This window comes from Bradyrhizobium manausense (genome assembly GCF_018129685.1).
Taxonomy (GTDB): domain Bacteria; phylum Pseudomonadota; class Alphaproteobacteria; order Rhizobiales; family Xanthobacteraceae; genus Bradyrhizobium; species Bradyrhizobium manausense_D.
In genome coordinates this window covers 161,348-181,218 of record NZ_JAFCLG010000004.1, presented here as the reverse complement: position 1 = coordinate 181,218, position 19,871 = coordinate 161,348, and the positions used below count along the sequence as shown (strand labels likewise).

Here is a 19,871-nt window from a genome sequence, read left to right as displayed (position 1 = left end):
CAACGCCCTCTCCTCACCAAGCCGGCTGCAGGCAGATTTCGCGCGGCAGCGTGTTCGGCTTCACCGGCAGCAGGAACAACCGTGCGAACGCCAGGGCAGCCTGAGCCGCAAGGCCTGCGCGCCTAACTCTCGACAGCAAGCCGCCCTGCTCGCGCGCATCCGCGATCGCTTCCGAGATCAGCCGCAGGCGCTCCATGCCGGCGAGAAAGCGCGGATTCTCGATATCGATCGTGACCGGAAACACCTGCTTGGAAATCTCCGAGGTGATGCGAAACACCCGCATGTCGTAGTCGGTCGGATCCATGCCAAGCGCCTCGTGGAAAGCGGGTCGCATGTGATCGCGCACGTACATGGTGGCGAACACGGCCAGCAGGAAGAACCTGATCCAGAGCTTGTTGAGGCCGCGCAGCAGCGAAGGATCCGCGCGCATCAACAGCGCGAACGCTTCGCCGTGGCGGAACTCGTCGTTGCACCACAACTCGAACCAGCGGAAGATCGGATGGAATTGCCGCTCGGGATGACGCTCCATCTGACGATAGATCGTGATGTAGCGGGCGTAGCCGATCTTCTCTGACAGGTAGGTCGCGTAGAAGATGAACTTGGGACGAAAGTACGTGTACTTCTTCACCTTGGTGAGGAAGCTCAGGTCGACCCCGATGCCGTGATCCTTCAGAATCTCGTTGATGAAGCCGGCATGGCGGGCCTCGTCGCGGCTCATGAAGCTGAACAGCTCCTGGATATCCCTGTTCTTGATCCGCTTCTTGATCTCCGCGTAGAGCACGCAGCCCGAGAATTCCGCGGTGAGCGACGAGACCAGGAAATCCTTGAACTCCTTGCGGAGATCCGGCGGCAGCGACTCAAGGTCGTTCTTGAACTCGTCGGTCTTGACGAAATGCGCCTTGTTGTGATCGGCGCGCAGCTCCTTGATGACTGCGTTCCATTCGGAGCGCACCAGACTGACGTCGAGGCGATCCATCGCCTCGTAGTCGGTGGTGTAGAAACGCGGGCTGAGGATGGTGTCCTCGCGCGCCTTGTCGAGGCTTTCGCTGCTTCCCCTGATCGCGGGGCGCGTTTGCAGACTGCCGTGGGTGCCGCCTTCGATGTTGATCATGATGCCCTCCCGTCCGAGAAACTGACTTCATAAAGCTCGGTCAATTCCAGATAGCCCTCGATTCGCGCCAGCAGGCGTCCGAGCGGACCGGCGCGCACCACGGTCGCGGTTCTCCGCACGACGAGGCGTTCGCCGAAGGCGACTCCGGTCGGCGCGTCATGCACCCTGACCTCGTCGCCGGGCCGGATCGCGATGTCGCCATCGAGCACGACATGGGCGTGAAGCGTCTCCGAGGTCTGCTCGATCTCGACGGTGCAGGGTACGTCGAAGGATTTACGCGAACCGCTCCAGGGCATGGTCATGACGCGCTCCCCTTCAATGTCATCAGTCGCGCAAAGGCCTCGGTGTTGGCCGATCCGAACGCCGCAAGATCAATCTGCTTGCCCGTCGAGGTGTCGGTCAGCGTGATCTGGCCGTTGACGAAACGGGTGAGGCGAAACGGCGGCTGCCGGCCGATATCGCCGAGCTTGCGTTCCCGCGCGAGCCCGCGCAGAACGACGCGGATGAAGCCGTTGCTGCCCGGCGCCAGCGTGTCCACGAGTTGATGATCGTGGGCGTCGTACACCAGCACCGCACCGTTATTGCCGTCCTCGAACTGGAAATCGCGGCTTTCGACCGCGGCCGGCAGCGTCATGTGGACGCCGCCCGTCCCCGTCAGTCGCGCCGTCGTGACGGTCGCGAGCGAAAACAGGACGAGGGCCGCGGCTGCGATGATGCCGCCTTTGGGAACGACGGGCTCCTGGATGGCCTGGCTCATGTCTGTCCTCCGTTCAGGCCGCCGCGGTCGACGGCGAATTGGCCGTGACGTCCGCGACCAGATTGCGGTTGGCGGACGCCGACAGCGCAACAGCCGTCGGGGCGGGCTGCCCGCCCAGTGCGTCCGAAAGTCTCGCGGCGACGATCGCGGCGTCCGGCAATGCGCACAGCATCGGCTCTGGCGCGCGCAGCCGCCACGGACGGATGTGCGGCCACAGCAGCAAATACGAGACGCGTTTGCTGTCGGATACGCCGAGAGGAATGTCGCCCGACCCGTCGTGATGGATCTTCAGGGCTGCGTTGGTGATCTTGCTCAGCGGAATGTTCATGGTCATCGGCAGCGCGACGCCAAACTGGAACAACACCCGCTTGCTGGTGAGCGTGTAGCAGGCGGCGCGCCGAAACAGCCAGGCGAGGCCGGCCAGCACGGCGATGGCGCTGATCGCCGGAGCGATCAGCCACAGCGCCGAAATGACGGCATCGCGTCCCGGCATGCCGTGCGACCAGTTCGACCACAGCCGCCACGCCAGCAGGACGCCGAAATAGATCGCGACATCGCGGATGTGGAACGACCGCAGCGCCAGCCCCCTGAAGCTGGGCTTGCCCTGCCAGATCACGCGCTCACCGACCGGCAGCGGCGCCGGCAGCTCCTTGAACTGCCGAGTCTCGAATTGCTGATGATCCTGTTTCACAGCAGCGGCTCCTGTCGTGCCGGCGTCGCGTAGAGCGTACCCGCGCCGTAATATCCGACGATCTTGTCTTCCTCGAGCTTGGTCACCTGATCCGGGCTCTTCGTGGCAGGCACGTTGGCGAACTGGCTGCCGAGGATGGCGTCGACCCAGACCCGGCTGCGGCGGCCGTCGATCTTGGCGAACGGCAACGGCAACAGCACGCGCTTCGGGCCGCCAGCGGTCGTGACCTCCACTTCGAGATAGCGGATCAGCGCCTCGGCACGATCGACCCAGACGTCGGTGACGATGCCGCCTTGCTCGCTGTCCGCGCCGTTCACCCGCATGCCGCGCGGATCGGGGTCGCGTGGTTCGAGATAGGTGCCTTCGGCAAGACGCAGCGGAACGATGCAGGGGATGTTCTCCATCGTCAGTTCGGGAACGTCCTCGCGATTGGCGTAGGACCCGGGCCCGACACCATCGAGCATCGGGTCGCCGGTGGGCACGGCCGGGGCGCCCGGCCACACCGCGATCGGCGCCACCGCGACGTCGGGGCGATCGTTCTTGTGGTTCGGAAGCGTCGCGACGTGCCCGTCGCGCAAGAGATAGGTCTTGGGATCGGGCATGCGCGGAAAGCCGTAAGAAACCCCGCCGTTGATCCCTGTCGATTCGAGCGGATAACCCTCGCGCTTGTCTTCGCGGCGAAGATAGAAGATCAGACCGGCGAAGAAGATCCAGAAGACGTAAAGCGTGACCTGCGCGAGGTCCATATACGAGTCGGGCTGCATGGGCGACCTCCCCTTGGTTGACTAGCCTGGAAACTCGGCCAGGCCGAACTTTGTTGATGGCTGCGAGAAGTCCGTCCGTGCCGTGCGCACGAGCGGACCGATCGCAACCAGAGTGGCGAACAACAACGCAATCTCGATGTGATAGACGACGCTGTAACCCGTCGACGGATCCGTCAGCGCGCGGCCGAGCGTGCCGCCCGACGCGAGCGTCGTCACCGCATCGCGGATGCCACCGCCGAGCGCGATGCCGCTGCCGGCCGCCGTGGCCTGCACGGCGCCCCAGGTCCCCAGCGCCAATCCGCTCTCGCCATCTGCTGCAATGGCCATTGCGGCGGTCAGCGTTCCCGCCGCAAACAGCCCGCCGCCGAAACCGATCAGTGCGGTACCGATCCGAAACAGCAGAACCGAACCCAAAGGCGCTGCAAAGATTACCGCGGCGAACGCGAACACCCCCGCAACCGCGCCGAAGCCCGCGATGCGATAGGGATCGGCGTTACGTCCCAGGGTCCTGGCGGCAAGGCCAAATCCGGCCAACGTGCCGAGCGCGAAGAACGCCGTGAGCGCCGTGGTCTGGCCCACGGTCAGCTTGAGAATTTCTGCGCCATAGGGCTCGAGCAGGATATCCTGCATCGAGAACGCCGAAGTGCCGAGTGCCACCGCGACAAGGACGCGGACCGAGCCGCCGGCATTGCGGAACCTGGCCCAGGAGTGCTGGAATTCGGGCCGTTCCCGCGCTGCCGACGTCAGCGCCGGATTGCGCGCTTCCTGCTTCCAGAGTGCAGCGATGTTGAGCAGCAATTGCGCGACGGCAACGCCCTGGATCACCTGGATCAGGCGGATCTCGTTGAAGTTGCGCAACAGCTCGCTGAAGATCAGCGCACTGCCGGCCATCCCGAACAGCAGCATCACATAGAGGAAGGCCACCACGCGCGGGCGCGCATCAGCCGGCGCCAGATCGGTGGCGAGCGCGAGACCCGCGGTCTGGGCCGTGTGCATGCCGGCGCCGACAAGCAGGAAAGCGAGCGCTGCACCGAATTGTCCGTAAACCGCAGGATACTCGCCGGTGCCTGACAGCACCAGCAACGCGAACGGCAGGATGGCGAAGCCGCCGAACTGGATCAGCGTCCCCATCCAGATATAGGGCACCCTGCGCCAGCCCAGCACCGAGCGATGATTGTCGGATTTGAAGCCGATCAGAACGCGGAACGGCGCGAACACCAGCGGGATCGACACCATCAGCGAGACCAGCAGCGTCGAGACGCCGAGCTCGACGATCATCACGCGGTTGAGCGTGCCGTTCAGCAGCACGATCGAGATGCCGGTCGACACCTGGAACAACGACAGACGCAGCAGCCGTCCGAGCGGAAGCTCCGTCGTTGCCGCGTCGGCAAACGGAAGGAATCGCGTCCCGAGCCGCATCCAGCCTTTTGCCAATGTCGACGAAATCGGGGTCATCGGGGAATCATCTCCAGGGCTTCATCTCTAAGGCCTGCGACTTGTAGAATCCGCTGGCGACGCGATGGCTGCGGCCGAGCTGCCAGCGTTCGAGCCCCTCATCCGCCATCAGCAGCCGCCGTAATTTCTGCTCGCCGACGGGCTCTATCGCCGGAGCGCGATCACCGCGCGGAAAAAACCGGCCGACGGCATGCATCACGGCAAGGGCCGGCGTCTTCGGCGCGAACGTCACCAACAGGGCCTCGGCGGTCCGCGCCGCGAGACCGGCCATGATCCGGCACGTATCCGCCGGACGATAATGGATCAGCGAATCCATCGCGACGACGAAGTCGAACCTGCCGAGCTTGGGGTCGAGCATGTCGCCCGATCGGAATTCGATGGTCGAGGAATCGAGATCCGATGGCAGGCGCTCGCGTGCCACCGACACCAGCGTCGGCGACAGATCGATCGCCACCACGCGAGCGCCGCGCCGCGCGGCTTCGATCGAGAGGGCACCGGTACCACAGCCGGCATCGAGCAATCGCGCGCCGTTCATGTTCTGAGGCAGCCAGGAGAGCAGCGTGTTGCGCATCTCGTCGCGACCCGCGCGCACGGTGGCCCTGATGCGACCGACCGGCGCATCCGACGTCAGCTTGGCCCAGGCATCGACCGCGGTCCGGTCGAAATAGGTCTCAAGCTCGCCACGTCGTTCGAGATAGGTTGCAATCGACATCAGTCGAACCCCAGCAGATCGAAAATTTCACGGTCCTTGAGCGATTTTCCCGGCAGGGGCTCGATCGTGCCGGCCCAGAGCTCGGCGGCGAGCCGCATGTATTCGCCGGTCACGGCCTTCAGCTCCGGCGTCTGGTCCATTTCGAACAGCGTCGATTTCTTCAGGCGGCTCTTGCGGATGACGTCGAGATCCGGGAAATGCGCGACGCGCTTCAAGCCGGCCTGCTCGGCGTAACGATCGATCTGGTCCGTATCCTTGCTGCGGTTGGCGATGACGCCGCCGAGCCGGACACCGTAATTCTTCGACTTGGCCTCGATCGCGGCGACGATGCGGTTCATCGCGAAGATCGAGTCGAAATCATTGGCGGCGACGATCAGCGCGCGGTCGGAGTGTTGTAAGGGTGCTGCAAAGCCGCCGCAGACGACGTCGCCGAGCACGTCGAAGATCACCACATCGGTGTCTTCGAGCAGATGGTGTTCCTTCAAAAGCTTCACGGTCTGTCCGACGACATAACCGCCGCAGCCCGTGCCGGCGGGCGGCCCACCGGCCTCCAGGCACATCACGCCATTGTAACCCTCGAACACGAAGTCCTCGGGACGAAGCTCCTCGGCGTGGAAGTTCACGGATTCCAGCACGTCGATCACGGTCGGGACCAGGCGCTTGGTCAGCGTGAAGGTCGAGTCATGCTTGGGATCGCAGCCGATCTGCAGCACGCGCTTGCCGAGCTTCGAGAAAGCGACCGACAGGTTCGACGATGTCGTGCTTTTGCCGATGCCGCCCTTGCCGTAGACCGAGAATACCTTTGCGGTACCGATCTTGAGCTTGGGATCGAGCTGCACCTGCACGCTGCCCTCGCCGTCGCCGCAACAGGACGGACTCTTGAGCGAGGATGGTTTGGTCTGGATGTTCATGCGGCAACTCCCACGCCTTCGAGGCGGTCTTCGAGCTCTTCGCCTGCCCTGCGCAGGACATCGAGCATCTCCGGATCGGGCGACCAGTATTTGCGCTCGTGCGCCTCGATAAGCCGGTTCGCGACTTTGGCGGAGGCGACGGGATTGAGTGATGCCAGGCGCTCGCGCATGTCGGGATCGAGCATGAAGGTCTCGGTGAGCTGCCGATAGACCCATGGAGCCACCTCGCCCGTCGTCGCCGACCAGCCCATCGTGTTGGTGACGTGCTCCTCGATCTGGCGAACGCCCTCATAACCGTGCTTGAGCATGCCTTCGTACCATTTCGGATTGAGCATCCGTGTGCGGGTCTCCAGCGCGACCTGCTCGGACAGCGTCCGGACCGTTCCCGCACCGCGGGTCTGGTCGCCGATATAAACCGGCGCCGATTGGCCGCCCTTCGCCATTCGCACGGCGCGGCTGATACCGCCGAGCGTGTCGAAGTAGTGATCGACCGTAGTGACGCCAAGCTCAACCGAGTCGAGGTTCTGGTAGGCGAGATCGACGGTTGAGAGCGCATTCTTCAGCAGTTCCGTCTGCTGCACCGGCTGCCCCTTGAGGCCGTAGGCAAAACTCTTGCGGCGGGTGTAAGTCTCGGCCAGTTCGTCCTCGTTGTCCCACCGCCCGTTCTCGACCAGATGGTTGACGTTCGAGCCATAGGCGCCGTCGGCATTGCCGAACACGCGCAACGAAGCGGTCTCGAGATCGCAATGATGCGCGGCCTGATAGGCGAGTGCGTGCTTGCGAACGAAGTTCTGTTCGACCGGCTCATCGGCCGATGCAGCCAGGAAGCAGGCCTCGGCCAGCAGCTTGATCTGCAATGGCAGCAGATCGCGGAAGATACCTGACATGGTGATGATGACGTCGATCCGCGGCCGGCCAAGCTGATCGAGCGGAATCAATTCCGCGCCGGTCAGCCGGCCATAACCGTCGAAGCGCGGTTTTGCCCCAAGCAAGGCCAACGCCTGCCCGATCGGTGCGCCTTCGTTCTTGAGATTGTCGGTGCCCCAGAGCACGATCGCGACCGATTCCGGAATGCCGTGTCCTTCGCCGACGTGCTTGTCGATCAGCCGCCGCGCCTGGCTCGCGCCGTCCTGCACCGCAAAGGCGCTGGGAATTCGGAACGGATCGAAGCCATGCAGATTGCGCCCGGTCGGCAGGATCGCCGGCGTGCGCAGGAGGTCGCCGCCCGGAGCAGGACGAATGAATTTGCCATCCAGCGCACGTAGGATCGCGGGCAGTTCGTGATCCTGCTGGAGGATGCGGTCGATGCCCGCCAATTCCTCGTAAAGCGCCAGTGGGGCGTCGTCCCTCGCATCCAATGCTTCGGGCGCCTGGCCCGCCACCAGCGCCTCGAGGATCGATTTGTCCGGACGCGCGCCGTGCGAGGCATCCGCCACCGACTGAAGCATCTCGACGCGCTGTTCGATCGATGGTGCTTCACCAACAACGTGCAGACCGTGCGGGATCAAGGTATATTCGAGCTCGAGCACGGCTTCCGACAGTCTGCCGACGGCCTTGGCAGGACTGATCCACGCAGGCTCGGCCTCGGTCAGCTCCAGCGCGCTCGCCTGGGCCTGGATCAGGATCGCAAGATCGCCGCGCTCGGCATCTTCCTCCGGAGTGAGGCCACGCCAACGCTCGATCGAGGCCTTCAGCTCGACCAGGCCCTTGTAGAGTCCTGCATGAGCGACAGGCGGCGTCAAATAACTGACCAGCGTCGCGGCCGAACGGCGCTTGGCGATCGTGCCTTCGGACGGGTTGTTCGAGGCATAGAGATAAATATTCGGCAGGTCGCCGATCATCCGGTCGGGCCAGCATGCGCCGGAAAGACCTGTCTGCTTACCCGGCATGAATTCGAGCGCGCCATGGGTGCCGAAATGCAGCACCGCGCCGGCGCCGAAATCCTCGCGCAGCCAGCGATAAAACGCCGAGAAGGCATGCGTCGGCGCAAAGCCCTTCTCGAACAACAACCGCATCGGGTCGCCCTCATATCCGAATGCTGGCTGGATTCCGACGAAGACGTTGCCGAAGCGCTCTCCGAGCACGAAGATCGAGCTGCCGTCGCTCTGCTGCCTGCCCGGCGCCGGCCCCCATTGCGCCTCGATCTGACGCAGCCATTTTTCGTTCCGTACGTGATCGCCGGCCGCAATTCGGGCATGCACGTTGGCATCAGCACCGAAGCGGGCGGCATTTCCGACCACGATGCGTTCCCGCAAGGCGTCGGCGCTCTCGGGCACCTCGACCTGGTAGCCCTCGCGCTTCATGGCGGAAAGCGTTCGATGCAGGGATTCGAACACCGAAAGAAACGCCGCGGTGCCGGTATTGCCGGCATTCGGCGGGAAATTGAACAGGACGATCGCGACCTTGCGATCCCGCCGTTCGGAGCGGCGCGTCGCAACCAGCCTTGCTGTTCGCGCCGCCAGCATGTCGGCGCGTTCGCTGCACACGTGCATTTCGCCGCCAGCTTCCGAACGGGAAAACGTGCAGGCACGCTCGCAACCTGTGCATGGGATTCCGGCGCCGTCCGATCGGCCTCCATAGACCATCGGGCCCGCGGCGCCGTCGAGCTCGGGGATCGCCACCATGATGGTGCTCTCCACCGGCATCAGTCCGCGATCCGAAGCCCCCCATTGTTCCAACGTCTGGAATTCGACGGGATGCGCCGACACATAGGGCACGTCGAGCTTGGCGAGAATGTCCTCGGCTGCCCGGGAGTCGTTGTAGGCGGGACCGCCGACCAGCGAGAAGCCGGTCAGTGAGACCACCGCATCGACGACGCTGCGTCCGTCCTTCATGAAGAAACGTTCAATCGCCGGGCGCTGATCGAGCCCGCTGGCGAAGGCCGGGATCACGCGCAGCCCCTTCGCCTCGAACGCGGTGATGACGCCGTCATAGTGGCCGGCATTTCCGGCCAGCAGATAGGAGCGCAGCAGCAGGAGCCCCACGGTCCCGCGCTCACCAGCCGCGACAGGCAGTCGATCCGCTGTATCGGCGATGCGTCCCTTGAGGCGCGGGTGGTAGACGCCTATGTCGGCATAGTCGACCGGCGCCTCGGCCTTGGCGAGGCCGCGCAGGCTGCGGCGCGGACCATCCGCGTAACGGTCGACCAACAGGCGGATCATGTTGGCGATGTTCTGCTCGGAGCCGGCCAGCCAATATTGCAGCGTCAGGAAATAGGCGCGCATGTCCTGAGCGGTGCCGGGGATGAAGCGCAGCAACTTCGGCAGTTGCCGCAGCATCTTCATCTCGCCCTTGCCGCCGGGGCTAGCCTTGCGGTTGCCGCGCAGCTTCTTCAGCCACGCGATGGCGCCGAGCGCTTCGCCGCTCATGTCGAACTTGCCGACGCGCGTCAGCTTGACGATTTCGGCTGCTGACATGCAGCAGATCATTGCGTCGCAATGACTACGCCGGGCGACAAGTGCCGGTAGCACCAGCCGAACATGGTCGTCGAGAAACAGCATGGTGGCGATCACGATGTCGCCGCGGGCAATATCGGCCTTGCAACGATCGAGCGCTGCATCGTCCGTGCCCCACTCATCCGCAGAATGGACCGAGAGCATTAGTCCCGGGAAATTGCTCCGCAACAAGCTCTGCGCCCGCGCAGCCGCGCCGGACAGATGACTGTCCATGGTCACGACGACGACCCTCAGAGGCGTCGCGTCAGCGGGCGTAGTGCGCTTTGGCATCGTAGAGCGTCTCAATGGTTATGGTGGCAACGCCGTTTTCATTGGCGAAACGTTCCGTGTTGCGGCGGGCCTTGCCGCGGACGAAGAACGGAATCTTGTACAACTCCTTCTCGGCATCGGGCGCCCAGATCGCACCAGCTTCCGGCACCGCGATAGGCATTTGAACGGGCTGAGCCGGCTTACCGGCGTCGCCCGCTCCATGAGCCGCACCCAGATGCGACGGCACAGCGCCATCCTTGAACTCGAAATCGTCCTTGAACATGGCCAGCAGGTGCTCTTCGAGGCCCATCATCAGCGGATGCACCCAGGTGTCGAAGATGACGTTGGCACCCTCAAATCCCATCTGCGGAGCGTATCGTGCAGGAAAATCCTGCACATGCACCGGCGCCGAGATAACGGCGCAGGGAACGCCGAGACGCTTTGCGATATGCCGCTCCATCTGCGTCCCCAGCACCAGTTCGGGCTGCAATTCCGCGACCTTCGCCTCGACTTCCAGATAGTCGTCGGTGATCAGCGGTTCGACGTCGTAGCGTTTTGCTGCGTCGCGGATCTCGCGGCCGAACTCACGGCTATAGGTGCCGAGGCCAACGACCTTGAAGCCGAGCTCGTCGGATGCAATGCGTGCGGCGGCGACGGCGTGGGTGGCATCGCCGAAAATGAAGACACGCTTGCCGGTCAGATAGGTCGAATCGACCGAACGCGAGTACCATGGCAGCCGGGTGGAGTCCGAAGCGAGCGTCGCCGAGGCATCGACACCGGCGAGCCTCGCGACCTCTTCCACGAATGCGCGGGTGGCTGATACACCGATCGGAACGTTTTTCGTGAAAGGCTGACCGAACGTCCGTTGTAGCCACGAGGCGGCCTGGCCGGCGATTTCGGGGTACAGCACGACATTGAAGTCGGCCTCGCCCAATCTCGCGATATCGGCCGGCGTCGCCCCCATCGGCGCCGTGACGTTCACGTCGATGCCAAGCTTTGCCAGCAGAGACGCGATCTCGGCCACATCGTCGCGATGGCGAAAGCCGAGAGCGGTTGGGCCGAGCAGATTGCAGCGCGCGCGGACTCCGGCAGCACGCTGCGGACGCGGTGTTCCGGGTGCCGGCGCTGACGGCCCGGCCAGCATGCGCACCAATTGATAGAACGTTTCGGCCGCGCCCCAGTTCTCCTTGCGCTGATAGGCCGGCAGATCGACGGCGACAACGGGGACCGGAAGATCGAGAGCACGCGCCAGACCGCCCGGATCGTCCTGGATCAGCGACCCCGTGCAGGACGCGCCGACGAGCATCGCCTGCGGTTTGAAACGATCATAGGCGTTTTGCGCGGCGGTCTTGAACAGTTCGGCCGTGTCACCGCCGAGATCCCGCGCGGAAAATGTCGTGTAGGTCACGGGCGGGCGCCGGTCGCGGCGTTCGATCATCGTGAACAGCAGATCCGCATAAGTATCGCCCTGCGGCGCATGCAATACGTAATGCAGGCCTTCCATCCCCGTCGCGACGCGCATCGCGCCGACGTGGGGAGGTCCTTCATATGTCCACACCGTGAGCTGCATGATCAGGCCACCAGCTTTGCGCGGCGCACCAGGGGGCGCGCAAACAGTTCGGCAAGATCGGCCGCCTGCTCGTAGCCCTGGATGGGCGTGAATACGAGCTCGATCGACCATTTCGTGGTCATGCCTTCCGCTTCCAGCGGATTGGCAAGCCCAAGCCCACACACCACCAGGTCCGGGCGCGCGGCGCGGCAGCGGTCGAGCTGCAAATCGACGTCCTGCCCTTCGGACAGCACGACGTCATCCGGCAGCAGCCTGAGCTCTTCGGCGAGATGCTCGCGGTGCAGATAGGGTGTCCCGACCTCGACCAGTTGCATCGACAATTCGCGCGACAGAAATCGTGCCAGAGGAATTTCCAGCTGCGAATCCGGAAACAGGAAAATGCGGCGTCCGCCGAGCTGGTCACGATAGCGAACGAGCGCCCGCTCCGCCCTGACGCGATGATTTTGCGTGACCTTCTCGAACAGCGCGGGCGCGACACCGAATGAGTCGGAAGCCGCGCGCAGCCACGCTGTCGTGCCCTCCACGCCCAGCGGGAACGGCGCAGCCAATCGTGTGGCGCCGCGATCTTCCAGGGCGCGCGCCGTGTCCGAGAGGAAGGGCTGAGCCAAGAGAAATCTGGTGTTTGGTCCGATCGCCGGAAGCGCCATTGCCTTGCGCGGCGGCAGAAACTGCACACGGCCAATCCCCAACGCATCGAACAGCCGGATGAACTGGTCCTCGACCACGTCGGCCAGCGAGCCGACGATGAGCAATTGGTCCTCGCTCGTCCGGGTCGGGGGGGGAGCCGCGGGGACGAGCGAGGCGAGACAGGCATCCTCGCCTTGCGTGAATGTTGTCTCGATTCCGCTGCCCGAGTAATTGAGAATGCGGACTGCGGGCGAAAACTTCTGTGACAGCCGCAATGCGGCGCGCGACAGATCGAGCTTGATGACTTCGGACGGGCAGGAGCCGACCAGGAACAGCAGCCGGATGTCCGGCCGCCGGGCAAGCAGCTGAGCCACGATCCGGTCCAATTCGTCATTGGCATCGTTGAGCCCGGCGAGATCCTTCTCCTCCATGATCGCAGTGGCAAATCGCGGCTCCGCAAAAATCATGACGCCGGCGGCGGATTGAATCAGATGCGCGCAGGTACGCGAGCCCACCACCAGGAAAAAGGCGTCCTGGATCTTCCGATGCAGCCAGACGATCCCGGTCAGCCCGCAGAACACCTCGCGCTGGCCGCTCTCGCGGCGGACCGGCTTTGGCGTGCCATCGGTGGCGACGGTACATCCCTGCACATGCACGTTCATGCGCGGCTCCCGGGAATGGAGGAAGCCGCCGAAAGCGCCAGTCGCTCGTCGCGACGCGCGGCGCGCAGCTTGAGGACGAACTGCGTGGCGTTGACGAAATAGGAAGCGTAAGCCGCCAGCGCGAGCAGCATCTGCTGGCGCGGATCGGCGAGCCCTGCGAACAGCGCGACCAGATAGCCGGTGTGCAGCGCCAGCACGAGAAAGCTGAAAACGTCTTCCCAGAAAAACGCCGGCGCAAACAGGTAGCAGCCGAAGACTTCACGTTCCCAGATCGAACCGGTGATCATGATCGCGTAGAGCACGAGCGTCTTGACGACGATCGACGCCGTCGCGACGCCCCATCCCTCGCCTGTCGAGAGATAGCGAAGCACCAGTGCCAGGCTGATCAGGAAAACGGCAAACTGAACCGGCGCGAGAATGCCCTGCACCAGCGTCCACTTTGTTGCATCGCGGCGCTCGCGCTGTTCGGGGGTGTATAGCGCCTTAAGTCCTTGCGCCGTCGAACGCGCCGAGGAGACGACATCGGCAGTTTTCGAAATTTCATTCGCAGGCGCAGCGACGGATTCCACGGCGCGACTGTAAAGATTGTTTGACAGTCCTCCGTCGCGGTGATGCGATATCGGCTGGGGAAATCGAGCAACTGCCGGCGAAGGGTCGCCGTGTTTGGGAAAGTCGCCGCTTTTAGCTGCTCGAAACTGCACCGCGCCACTCCCTAAGTGCGGGCTTGATGGAAAGAAGGCTAAACCTCGCTTCAGGAACTGTCAACTAAACCATACGTAAATTCAACTTGACGGTTTTTCGGCGTCGGGACTTAATGTTGGGGGGAGTGAAAAATGACCGATGTGAACGAGCAATCCTTCTCAAGCGGTAGCGCCACCGACACTGCTTCGGCGCCTCGTCCCAATTCGTTGCGACAGAAACTTCCGGCGCCGATCTGGCGCTTTCGGTCGACGCTGCAACCGGTCGCAGTGGTCAGAACCATCAAGACGCAGATCATTCCCAAGATCGTGCTGGCATTGCGCAGCACACCGATCGCAAAGCCCGCGGAGACTGCAGAGCCGACCACGCCGACCGAGGTTGAGACGTTCGCCGCACTGGCGCTCGGCGCCGATGACGGCGCTGCATACGCCTATGTCGTGGATCTCCAGGCGAAAGGCGCCTCGGTCGAATCGATCTTTGTCGATCTGCTGGCGCCCGCAGCACGACAGCTCGGTGCGCAGTGGGAATCGGACACGACGGATTTTGCCAGCGTGACGCTCGGCGTCGGTCGATTGCAGCTCATCATGCACCGCCTGGGCGACAGCTTCGTCGAGGAAGCAAACGACAGCCACAGCGGCGAATCGGCTCTGCTGACGATCATTCCGGGTGATCAGCACAGCTTTGGACTGTCCATGGTGGCCGAGTTCTTCCGCCGCGCCGGCTGGAATCTCTGCACCGGGCCTTTCTCGTCGCATCAGGAACTGACATCCCTGGTGCATAATCACTGGTTCGATATCGTCGGCTTCTCCGTGAGCAGCGATCGACGGCTCGACGAGTTGAAGAAGGATATTCACGACATCAGGCGCGACTCGCGCAACAGGCAGGTCGGAATCATTCTTGGCGGGCCGATGATAATTGCGCAGCCCGACCTTGTGGCGTCGATGGGAGCCGATATGATGTCGGCAGATGCGATCACCGCACCGCAACAGGCGCACGGTCTGATCGAGCGGATGAAGGGGCAAAAGTGACGGGCCTCGGCGCACAGGGACGGCGGAGATTGACGCGACGAAGCTTACCTTCAAACGCCATCGCGGAGGCGACGGGGATGACGGCCACGACGGCGGAGAGTTCTTCCCCGCCCAGCGTCGTGACCGGGCTTTACCTCCGCACCAAAGCGCTGCATGCGGAAGCGGAGCGGACCGGCGTCATTCGCAATCTGCTGCGGGGTGAGGCAAGCCGGGCAGGCTACATCCTGTTGTTGCGCAATCTGCTTCCTGCCTATCAAGCAATGGAGCATGGGCTCGATCGCCATCGCGGTTCACCCGGCATTGCATTGCTCTCCCGCTTCAGGATCGAGCGCTCGCTCGCGATCGTATCCGACCTTGCCGCGCTGTGCGGCGAGCGATGGATTGAAGACATTCCGCTGCTTGCCGCCGGAGAGATCTATGCCAATCGGATTGCGCATGTGGCCGGGGGCGACGGCATGCGGCTGATAGCTCATGCCTATACGCGCTATCTCGGGGACCTCAGCGGCGGGCAGATCCTGCAACGATTGCTGGCGCGTACGCTGGAGCTTCGCCCTTCGGAGCTGGCCTTCTACGATTTTCCACACTATTCCGATCTGGACATGCTGAAGGCCGACTATCGCAAAGCGCTCGACGAGGCCGCTGCACTTGCGCCCGATCCGCAGTCCGTGGTGGAAGAAGGCGCAATTGCCTTCTCCATGAATATCGACCTCTCCTGCGCCGTCGAGGCTGCCGTGCTACAGGGCTCGGCCACGGTCGCGCCGGTGGAGTAGGTCCGCCACGCCCGCAGTTTCAGGCTTTCGGCTTATTGCTGCCCGACGTGCGCGACGCATGCCAGATCAGATGCTCCAGCACTTCGGCAGTTCGCAGCGTCGAATTGCGGACGCTCTCGAGCATCTCGGCGATCCGGCCGGTTTCCACACCATAGGTGATTTCGAGCGCGGCGAGCTGCGCGTTCTCGATCACCGACGACAGCAGGTTCTGGTAGACGAGATCGGTCTTGGAATCGAGACGGACTCTGCCGATCCGATTGCTCTGGACGATGCCTTCCTGGAGACGGCTGCGCGCGATCTCGGCGGCCTTTCGGTCGGTGATGTCGGAGAAGATCAGCACGAAGCCGAGCACTCGGTCCCGCGACGGATGCACTGGATCGGCCCTGATCATCAACGGCTTTTCCCGGTTGCCTTCGCTGCGCAACAGCAATTCGCCTCGCCACGGGCGATGGTGACGGATGAGCTCCGCAACATCGTGAAGGAAACGGTCCGATTGCTGGAAGGCTGCGGCCAGCTCATCCAGGCGGCCGAACGCGGAATGATCCTTCGGCAGCAACGTCTTGAACGCCTCGTTCATCAGCAGAATCTTGCCGTCTGTATCGGCAATGATCACCGGCTGCTCGGACACGCGCACCTGGCGGCTGAACTGCTCGAGCTGGTCCTGGGCGATGAGCGTGCGCACCGCGCGGAATTGCAGCACGATATCCGCCACCGACTGGCCGATCAGGCGGGCGGCTGCAAGATCGGCCGGCGTCCAAGGGTCGGACGTTCCCTCGACCTGCTGATGCCACTGCGCGAACGACCGACGCGGCGACAGATCCGTGGGGTTATTGCCGATCACGAACGGCTTCAACGGATCGCCGCCCCAGGTCACCGTGCGAATGCGCTCCGGCCGGAACCAGATCAGGTACTCGCCGGGATTGCTGGAGATCGGCGTCACCGCGATGCCGCTCGCGACCTTCGTGATCCCCGCGAATTGAGGAAGATCCAGTCCGAGCGATGCCGTCGCCACCACAGACCGATCGCGATGCGTGTCGAGCCACGCACCAATCTCCCTGATTTCCTGGGTTCCCGGAACCTCACCGGTCGAAATGATCTGGCCTTCATAGATCAAAGCGCTTCCGCTCGCCCCGAGCGGCTGCAGGATCGATTGCGAGCTGTCGAAGATCGCGCCTCGCCAGTCGCCTTCGCGCGACATCGCTTCGATCATTCGCTGCTCGAGCCGCTGTACGAAGATCTCTGACTGGCTTTGCGCAAAGCTCTCGAGCGCCGCGATGCGTGTCGCGATCGCCTCGGCAAGCAGTTCGCAGACGGCCCGCAATTCAAAATGGATGAAGCGCGGCTCGTAATGATGACAGGCGACGAGGCCCCAAAGCTTTCCGCCGACCACCAGTGAGATCACCAGGGTGGCGCCCACACCCATATTCTTCAGGTACTGAAGGTGAATCGGCGACATGCTGCGCAGGAAGCAGAGCGACATGTCCAGATCCCGTCCGGTGATCGGCGACAGCCGGGGCTGCAACGGGACCGGCTGGTAGTTCACATCCACCAGCACGCGGACCCGCGTGCGCTCATAGAGTCGCCGCGCCATCTGCGGAATATCGGTCGCGGGGTAGCGATTGCCCAAATAGGCCTCGAGCTCAGGCTTGCGGCGCTCCGAAAACACTTCGCCGTGTCCCTCGTCATCGAAACGGTAGACCATCACCCGGTCGTAGCCGGTACGATCCTGAAACAAGGTCGCGGCCTCTTCGCACAGCGCGCGAATCGAGGACGCTGTGCGGATCTTCTCGAGCGCCTTGGCGATGTACCTGGTGAAATCGACAGACGGTCCGGCCCGCTCCAGCTCGATGACCAGGCCTCCTTCAGGCGGACGATGCAAAAGCCCGTCATAGTCGGCGCTGGGGCTTCCGATCCTGCAGCGAACCGCGATCGGCATTCCCTCGGCGGTCGGGTCGAGGTGCGGAAGAATTCGGACCAGCAGGTCGCCGTCAAGATCGGCGAGCGCCATGCCGTCGACTTGCTTCAGATTGAGAAATGCCGCCGCGTTGGCGCTGGCCTGCACGACACGGTGATCGGGCTCGCTGACGACCAACAGGGCGCCGTGCGGCTGGATCGAGCCCGCGAGATGAATCTCTTCCCGTTCGCAGTTCGAAAGATCGGCTTTTCCGAATGCTGGTGTAGCGAGCGAATGCAGCGCCAACTCAGTCCTCTGGGGTTTCCTCGGCGTCCGGCTCCTTGTCGTCCAGGCCGTAACGATTGAGCTTTGCATAAAGGCTCTGGCGGCTCAATCCCAGAAGTTCGGCGGTCGCCGTCCGGTTGCCGCCCGCAAGCTCGAGCGCCTGCTTCACATAATGCTGTTCGACGATGCCAACCGTATTCTTGACGAGCTGGCGCAGCGACGATTTCCCGATCTGCTCGCTCATCGAGCCCAGCGCCGTGCGCAGAAAATCACTCTCGCTGCCCGATGGCAGGCGACGGGCCACATTGCGGACCAGCACGCCGATCTGACCCGGCCCGCCCTCCCCGGTCCCGGCGGAGATCTCGACCTCGGTCTCGGTGCCGAGTTCCCCGCGAATCGACGTCGTGAACAGCCTCACGGTTTTGTGCCGCTGGATGTTCGAAAGAAGTGCATTCAGATCGGCGCCAGGCTGCCAGAGCCACCGGCCGAGCGATTCCCCGATCGCGGATGCCTTCGAGCCCAGTTGCACCAGATCGAGGAAGGCCTGATTGGCATGGCGAATGATGCCGGCTTCATCGAGCGCCACGAACCCGTCCGGCAAATGCTCGACCAACTCCTCGACGGTCGACGGCTCGCCATTTTCTTTGGGGGCCGAAAGATCGGTCGCCGCGGTGAATTGCAGCAGAAATACATGGCCAGGCTCCGCCGTCATCAGCGAGCCCCGCAGCATCCAGGGCTTCGCTTCAGGGCCAAGATGCACGAGGATGCTCAGCGCCTTGCCGCGCTCGCGGATGCGTGCCAGCACTTCGCGAACCGCGTCGCGGTCTTCAGCGGCGATCTCATGCAGCAGTTCGCGTCCCGCGATGTCCTCGTTGCGACGACGCGGCGAATTCAGCGCCTCGATCGCAGTACGGTTGGCTTCCAGGATCCGCAGATTGGCGGCCGATACGATCAAGACGGCTTCGTTCGATGCGTCGAAGACCAGACGGTAGCGCGTCTCGATTTCGCGCAGCTTCCAATAATCGCGCTCCATCGTCTGTTGGGCCGCGATCAGGCGTGACTGAAGCTCAGCGACCGCTTGCAGGTTCTTGCCGATCGCGAGCATCCCGGCGCGGCCGCCCAGCAGCACCGTTGTGTATTCCATCGGAATTTCGAGACCGCTCGGAAAGCGCTGGTTGATCTGGCGGAACGCCGAAATGCCGGTGACGCGCGCGTCATCGACCATGCGCTTGACCTTTTCGCCGCCCATCTCGCCGGCGACTTCGACCCACGGGCGGCCGAGCCATCCGTCGACACTCTCGCTGCTCATCGATGGAGACAGCGTCGCCTCGCGGATCACACCCTCCATGTCCAGCAAGAGCGTGATGTCGGGTTGGACGGTCGGTAATGCGGCCATTTTGTTATCTGCCGATCATTCTCTGCGGAAGCGTGAAGCTGACGAAATAACGGCAGTCGGGCCGATGCATGCGACGTGCCAACGTGGCCTGACACTCGGCACCCAAAATCTGAGGCCCTCCTTGGTAGGAATGCGCAAAATCGAGCGCGAAGTCAAGAAACACCTTTGTTTTGAATGTTTTAGTTGTCACATTTGATTGACACTGACTGTTGCCGTCCGGGCTGGAAGCTCGCTGACACGCGTTCAGCTAGCACAATCCGGCAAGGACTTGTTTGACCCCGCTCAAAAGATCCTCGGGAACCGACAACACCGATTGATATTTATAACTGTCAATATATCCTAACACTTAAATCGAGCCCAAACGGAAGTCAGGGAGATCAACGTGCCGGTGAAATCTGCAGTTTTTGGCTGTGTCTTAGCAGCCGTTGTCATTTCGAGCAGCGCGGTCCTGGCGCAGGACGCGGCCAAGGGTGAGCAGATTTTCAAGCAGTGCATGACCTGTCACCGCATCGGGCCGGATGCCAAGAACCTGGTCGGACCGGTCTTGACCGGCGTTATCGGTCGGCAATCGGGTACGGCGCCCGGCTTCGCCTATTCGGCGCTGAACAAGGCCGCCGGCGAGAATGGGCTGGTCTGGTCCGACGACCTGATCTTCCAATATCTGCCCGATCCGAACGCATTCCTGAAGAAATTCCTCACCGACAAGGGCAAGGCGGATCTCGCGACCGGCTCGACCAAGATGGCGTTCAAGCTCACCGACGAGCAGCAGCGCAAGGACGTCATCGCCTACATCAACAAATTCTCCGAGAAGAAGTAGTCCATCCTCTCAGCGCAG

The 19,871-nt window shown here is 63.2% G+C and carries 17 protein-coding genes; 3 read left to right on the top strand and 14 right to left on the bottom strand.

Annotated elements, in window-relative coordinates:
• Positions 1 to 13: 13 nt before the first annotated feature.
• Genes acsF through bchF form a run of 12 tightly spaced genes read right to left on the bottom strand, consistent with a single transcriptional unit; the run spans position 14 to position 13,533 of the window.
• The gene (acsF, locus tag JQ621_RS13435) at positions 14 to 1,111 is read right to left on the bottom strand and encodes a magnesium-protoporphyrin IX monomethyl ester (oxidative) cyclase (protein WP_212235185.1); all 1,098 of its coding nucleotides are present in this window, start codon (positions 1,109 to 1,111) and stop codon (positions 14 to 16) included.
• On the bottom strand, positions 1,108 to 1,407 hold the full coding sequence (locus JQ621_RS13430) for a hypothetical protein (RefSeq protein ID WP_409334225.1): 300 nt from the start codon (positions 1,405 to 1,407) through the stop codon (positions 1,108 to 1,110). Before JQ621_RS13430 ends, acsF begins: the two co-directional genes overlap by 4 nt.
• Before the next feature lie 2 nt (positions 1,408 to 1,409).
• Positions 1,410 to 1,868, bottom strand: a complete 459-nt coding sequence (gene puhC / locus JQ621_RS13425) for a photosynthetic complex assembly protein PuhC (RefSeq protein ID WP_212235183.1) — start codon at positions 1,866 to 1,868, stop codon at positions 1,410 to 1,412.
• Between the two features lie 13 nt (positions 1,869 to 1,881).
• Positions 1,882 to 2,559: a photosynthetic complex putative assembly protein PuhB gene (gene puhB / locus JQ621_RS13420; RefSeq protein WP_212235182.1), complete on the bottom strand. Its 678-nt coding sequence runs from the start codon at positions 2,557 to 2,559 to the stop codon at positions 1,882 to 1,884.
• Positions 2,556 to 3,323 (bottom strand): photosynthetic reaction center subunit H, encoded by a 768-nt coding sequence (puhA, locus tag JQ621_RS13415; protein ID WP_212235181.1) that lies wholly within the window; start codon positions 3,321 to 3,323, stop codon positions 2,556 to 2,558. The genes puhB and puhA overlap by 4 nt, the downstream gene beginning before the upstream one ends.
• Before the next feature lie 21 nt (positions 3,324 to 3,344).
• On the bottom strand, positions 3,345 to 4,778 hold the full coding sequence (locus JQ621_RS13410) for an MFS transporter (RefSeq protein ID WP_212235180.1): 1,434 nt from the start codon (positions 4,776 to 4,778) through the stop codon (positions 3,345 to 3,347).
• Between the two features lie 7 nt (positions 4,779 to 4,785).
• The gene (bchM, locus tag JQ621_RS13405) at positions 4,786 to 5,490 is read right to left on the bottom strand and encodes a magnesium protoporphyrin IX methyltransferase (RefSeq protein WP_212235179.1); all 705 of its coding nucleotides are present in this window, start codon (positions 5,488 to 5,490) and stop codon (positions 4,786 to 4,788) included.
• Complete coding sequence (bchL, locus tag JQ621_RS13400; protein ID WP_212235178.1) at positions 5,490 to 6,401, bottom strand: ferredoxin:protochlorophyllide reductase (ATP-dependent) iron-sulfur ATP-binding protein; 912 nt, start codon at positions 6,399 to 6,401, stop codon at positions 5,490 to 5,492. The genes bchM and bchL overlap by 1 nt, the downstream gene beginning before the upstream one ends.
• Entirely contained in the window at positions 6,398 to 10,126 is a 3,729-nt protein-coding gene (locus tag JQ621_RS13395; RefSeq protein WP_212235177.1) for a magnesium chelatase subunit H, read from the bottom strand. Before JQ621_RS13395 ends, bchL begins: the two co-directional genes overlap by 4 nt.
• Positions 10,101 to 11,675 carry a ferredoxin:protochlorophyllide reductase (ATP-dependent) subunit B gene (gene bchB, locus JQ621_RS13390; protein WP_212235176.1) on the bottom strand — a complete coding sequence of 525 codons (1,575 nt, stop codon included), beginning with the start codon at positions 11,673 to 11,675 and terminating at the stop codon, positions 10,101 to 10,103. Before bchB ends, JQ621_RS13395 begins: the two co-directional genes overlap by 26 nt.
• Positions 11,676 to 11,677: 2 nt before the next feature.
• Positions 11,678 to 12,964: a ferredoxin:protochlorophyllide reductase (ATP-dependent) subunit N gene (locus JQ621_RS13385; protein ID WP_212235175.1), complete on the bottom strand. Its 1,287-nt coding sequence runs from the start codon at positions 12,962 to 12,964 to the stop codon at positions 11,678 to 11,680.
• A complete protein-coding gene (gene bchF / locus JQ621_RS13380) occupies positions 12,961 to 13,533 on the bottom strand; it encodes a 2-vinyl bacteriochlorophyllide hydratase (RefSeq protein ID WP_409334223.1) in 573 nt (190 codons plus the stop codon). Before bchF ends, JQ621_RS13385 begins: the two co-directional genes overlap by 4 nt.
• Positions 13,534 to 13,797: 264 nt before the next feature.
• Between bchF and JQ621_RS13375 the strand changes: the two genes are divergently transcribed.
• Complete coding sequence (locus tag JQ621_RS13375; RefSeq protein ID WP_212235174.1) at positions 13,798 to 14,691, top strand: cobalamin B12-binding domain-containing protein; 894 nt, start codon at positions 13,798 to 13,800, stop codon at positions 14,689 to 14,691.
• The gene (locus JQ621_RS13370; RefSeq protein WP_312015416.1) at positions 14,688 to 15,461 is read left to right on the top strand and encodes a biliverdin-producing heme oxygenase; all 774 of its coding nucleotides are present in this window, start codon (positions 14,688 to 14,690) and stop codon (positions 15,459 to 15,461) included. The genes JQ621_RS13375 and JQ621_RS13370 overlap by 4 nt, the downstream gene beginning before the upstream one ends.
• A 19-nt stretch (positions 15,462 to 15,480) precedes the next feature.
• Here JQ621_RS13370 and JQ621_RS13365 read toward each other — a convergent pair whose 3' ends face one another.
• Together JQ621_RS13365 and ppsR are read right to left on the bottom strand one after the other, a co-directional pair.
• Positions 15,481 to 17,661: a GAF domain-containing protein gene (locus JQ621_RS13365; protein ID WP_212235173.1), complete on the bottom strand. Its 2,181-nt coding sequence runs from the start codon at positions 17,659 to 17,661 to the stop codon at positions 15,481 to 15,483.
• A gap of 1 nt (position 17,662) precedes the next feature.
• Entirely contained in the window at positions 17,663 to 19,036 is a 1,374-nt protein-coding gene (gene ppsR / locus JQ621_RS13360; protein ID WP_212235172.1) for a transcriptional regulator PpsR, read from the bottom strand.
• Between the two features lie 382 nt (positions 19,037 to 19,418).
• On the opposite strand from ppsR, the gene JQ621_RS13355 reads away from it, so the two are divergent.
• Positions 19,419 to 19,853 (top strand): c-type cytochrome, encoded by a 435-nt coding sequence (locus JQ621_RS13355; RefSeq protein ID WP_212235171.1) that lies wholly within the window; start codon positions 19,419 to 19,421, stop codon positions 19,851 to 19,853.
• The last annotated feature ends 18 nt before the right edge of the window (positions 19,854 to 19,871 follow it).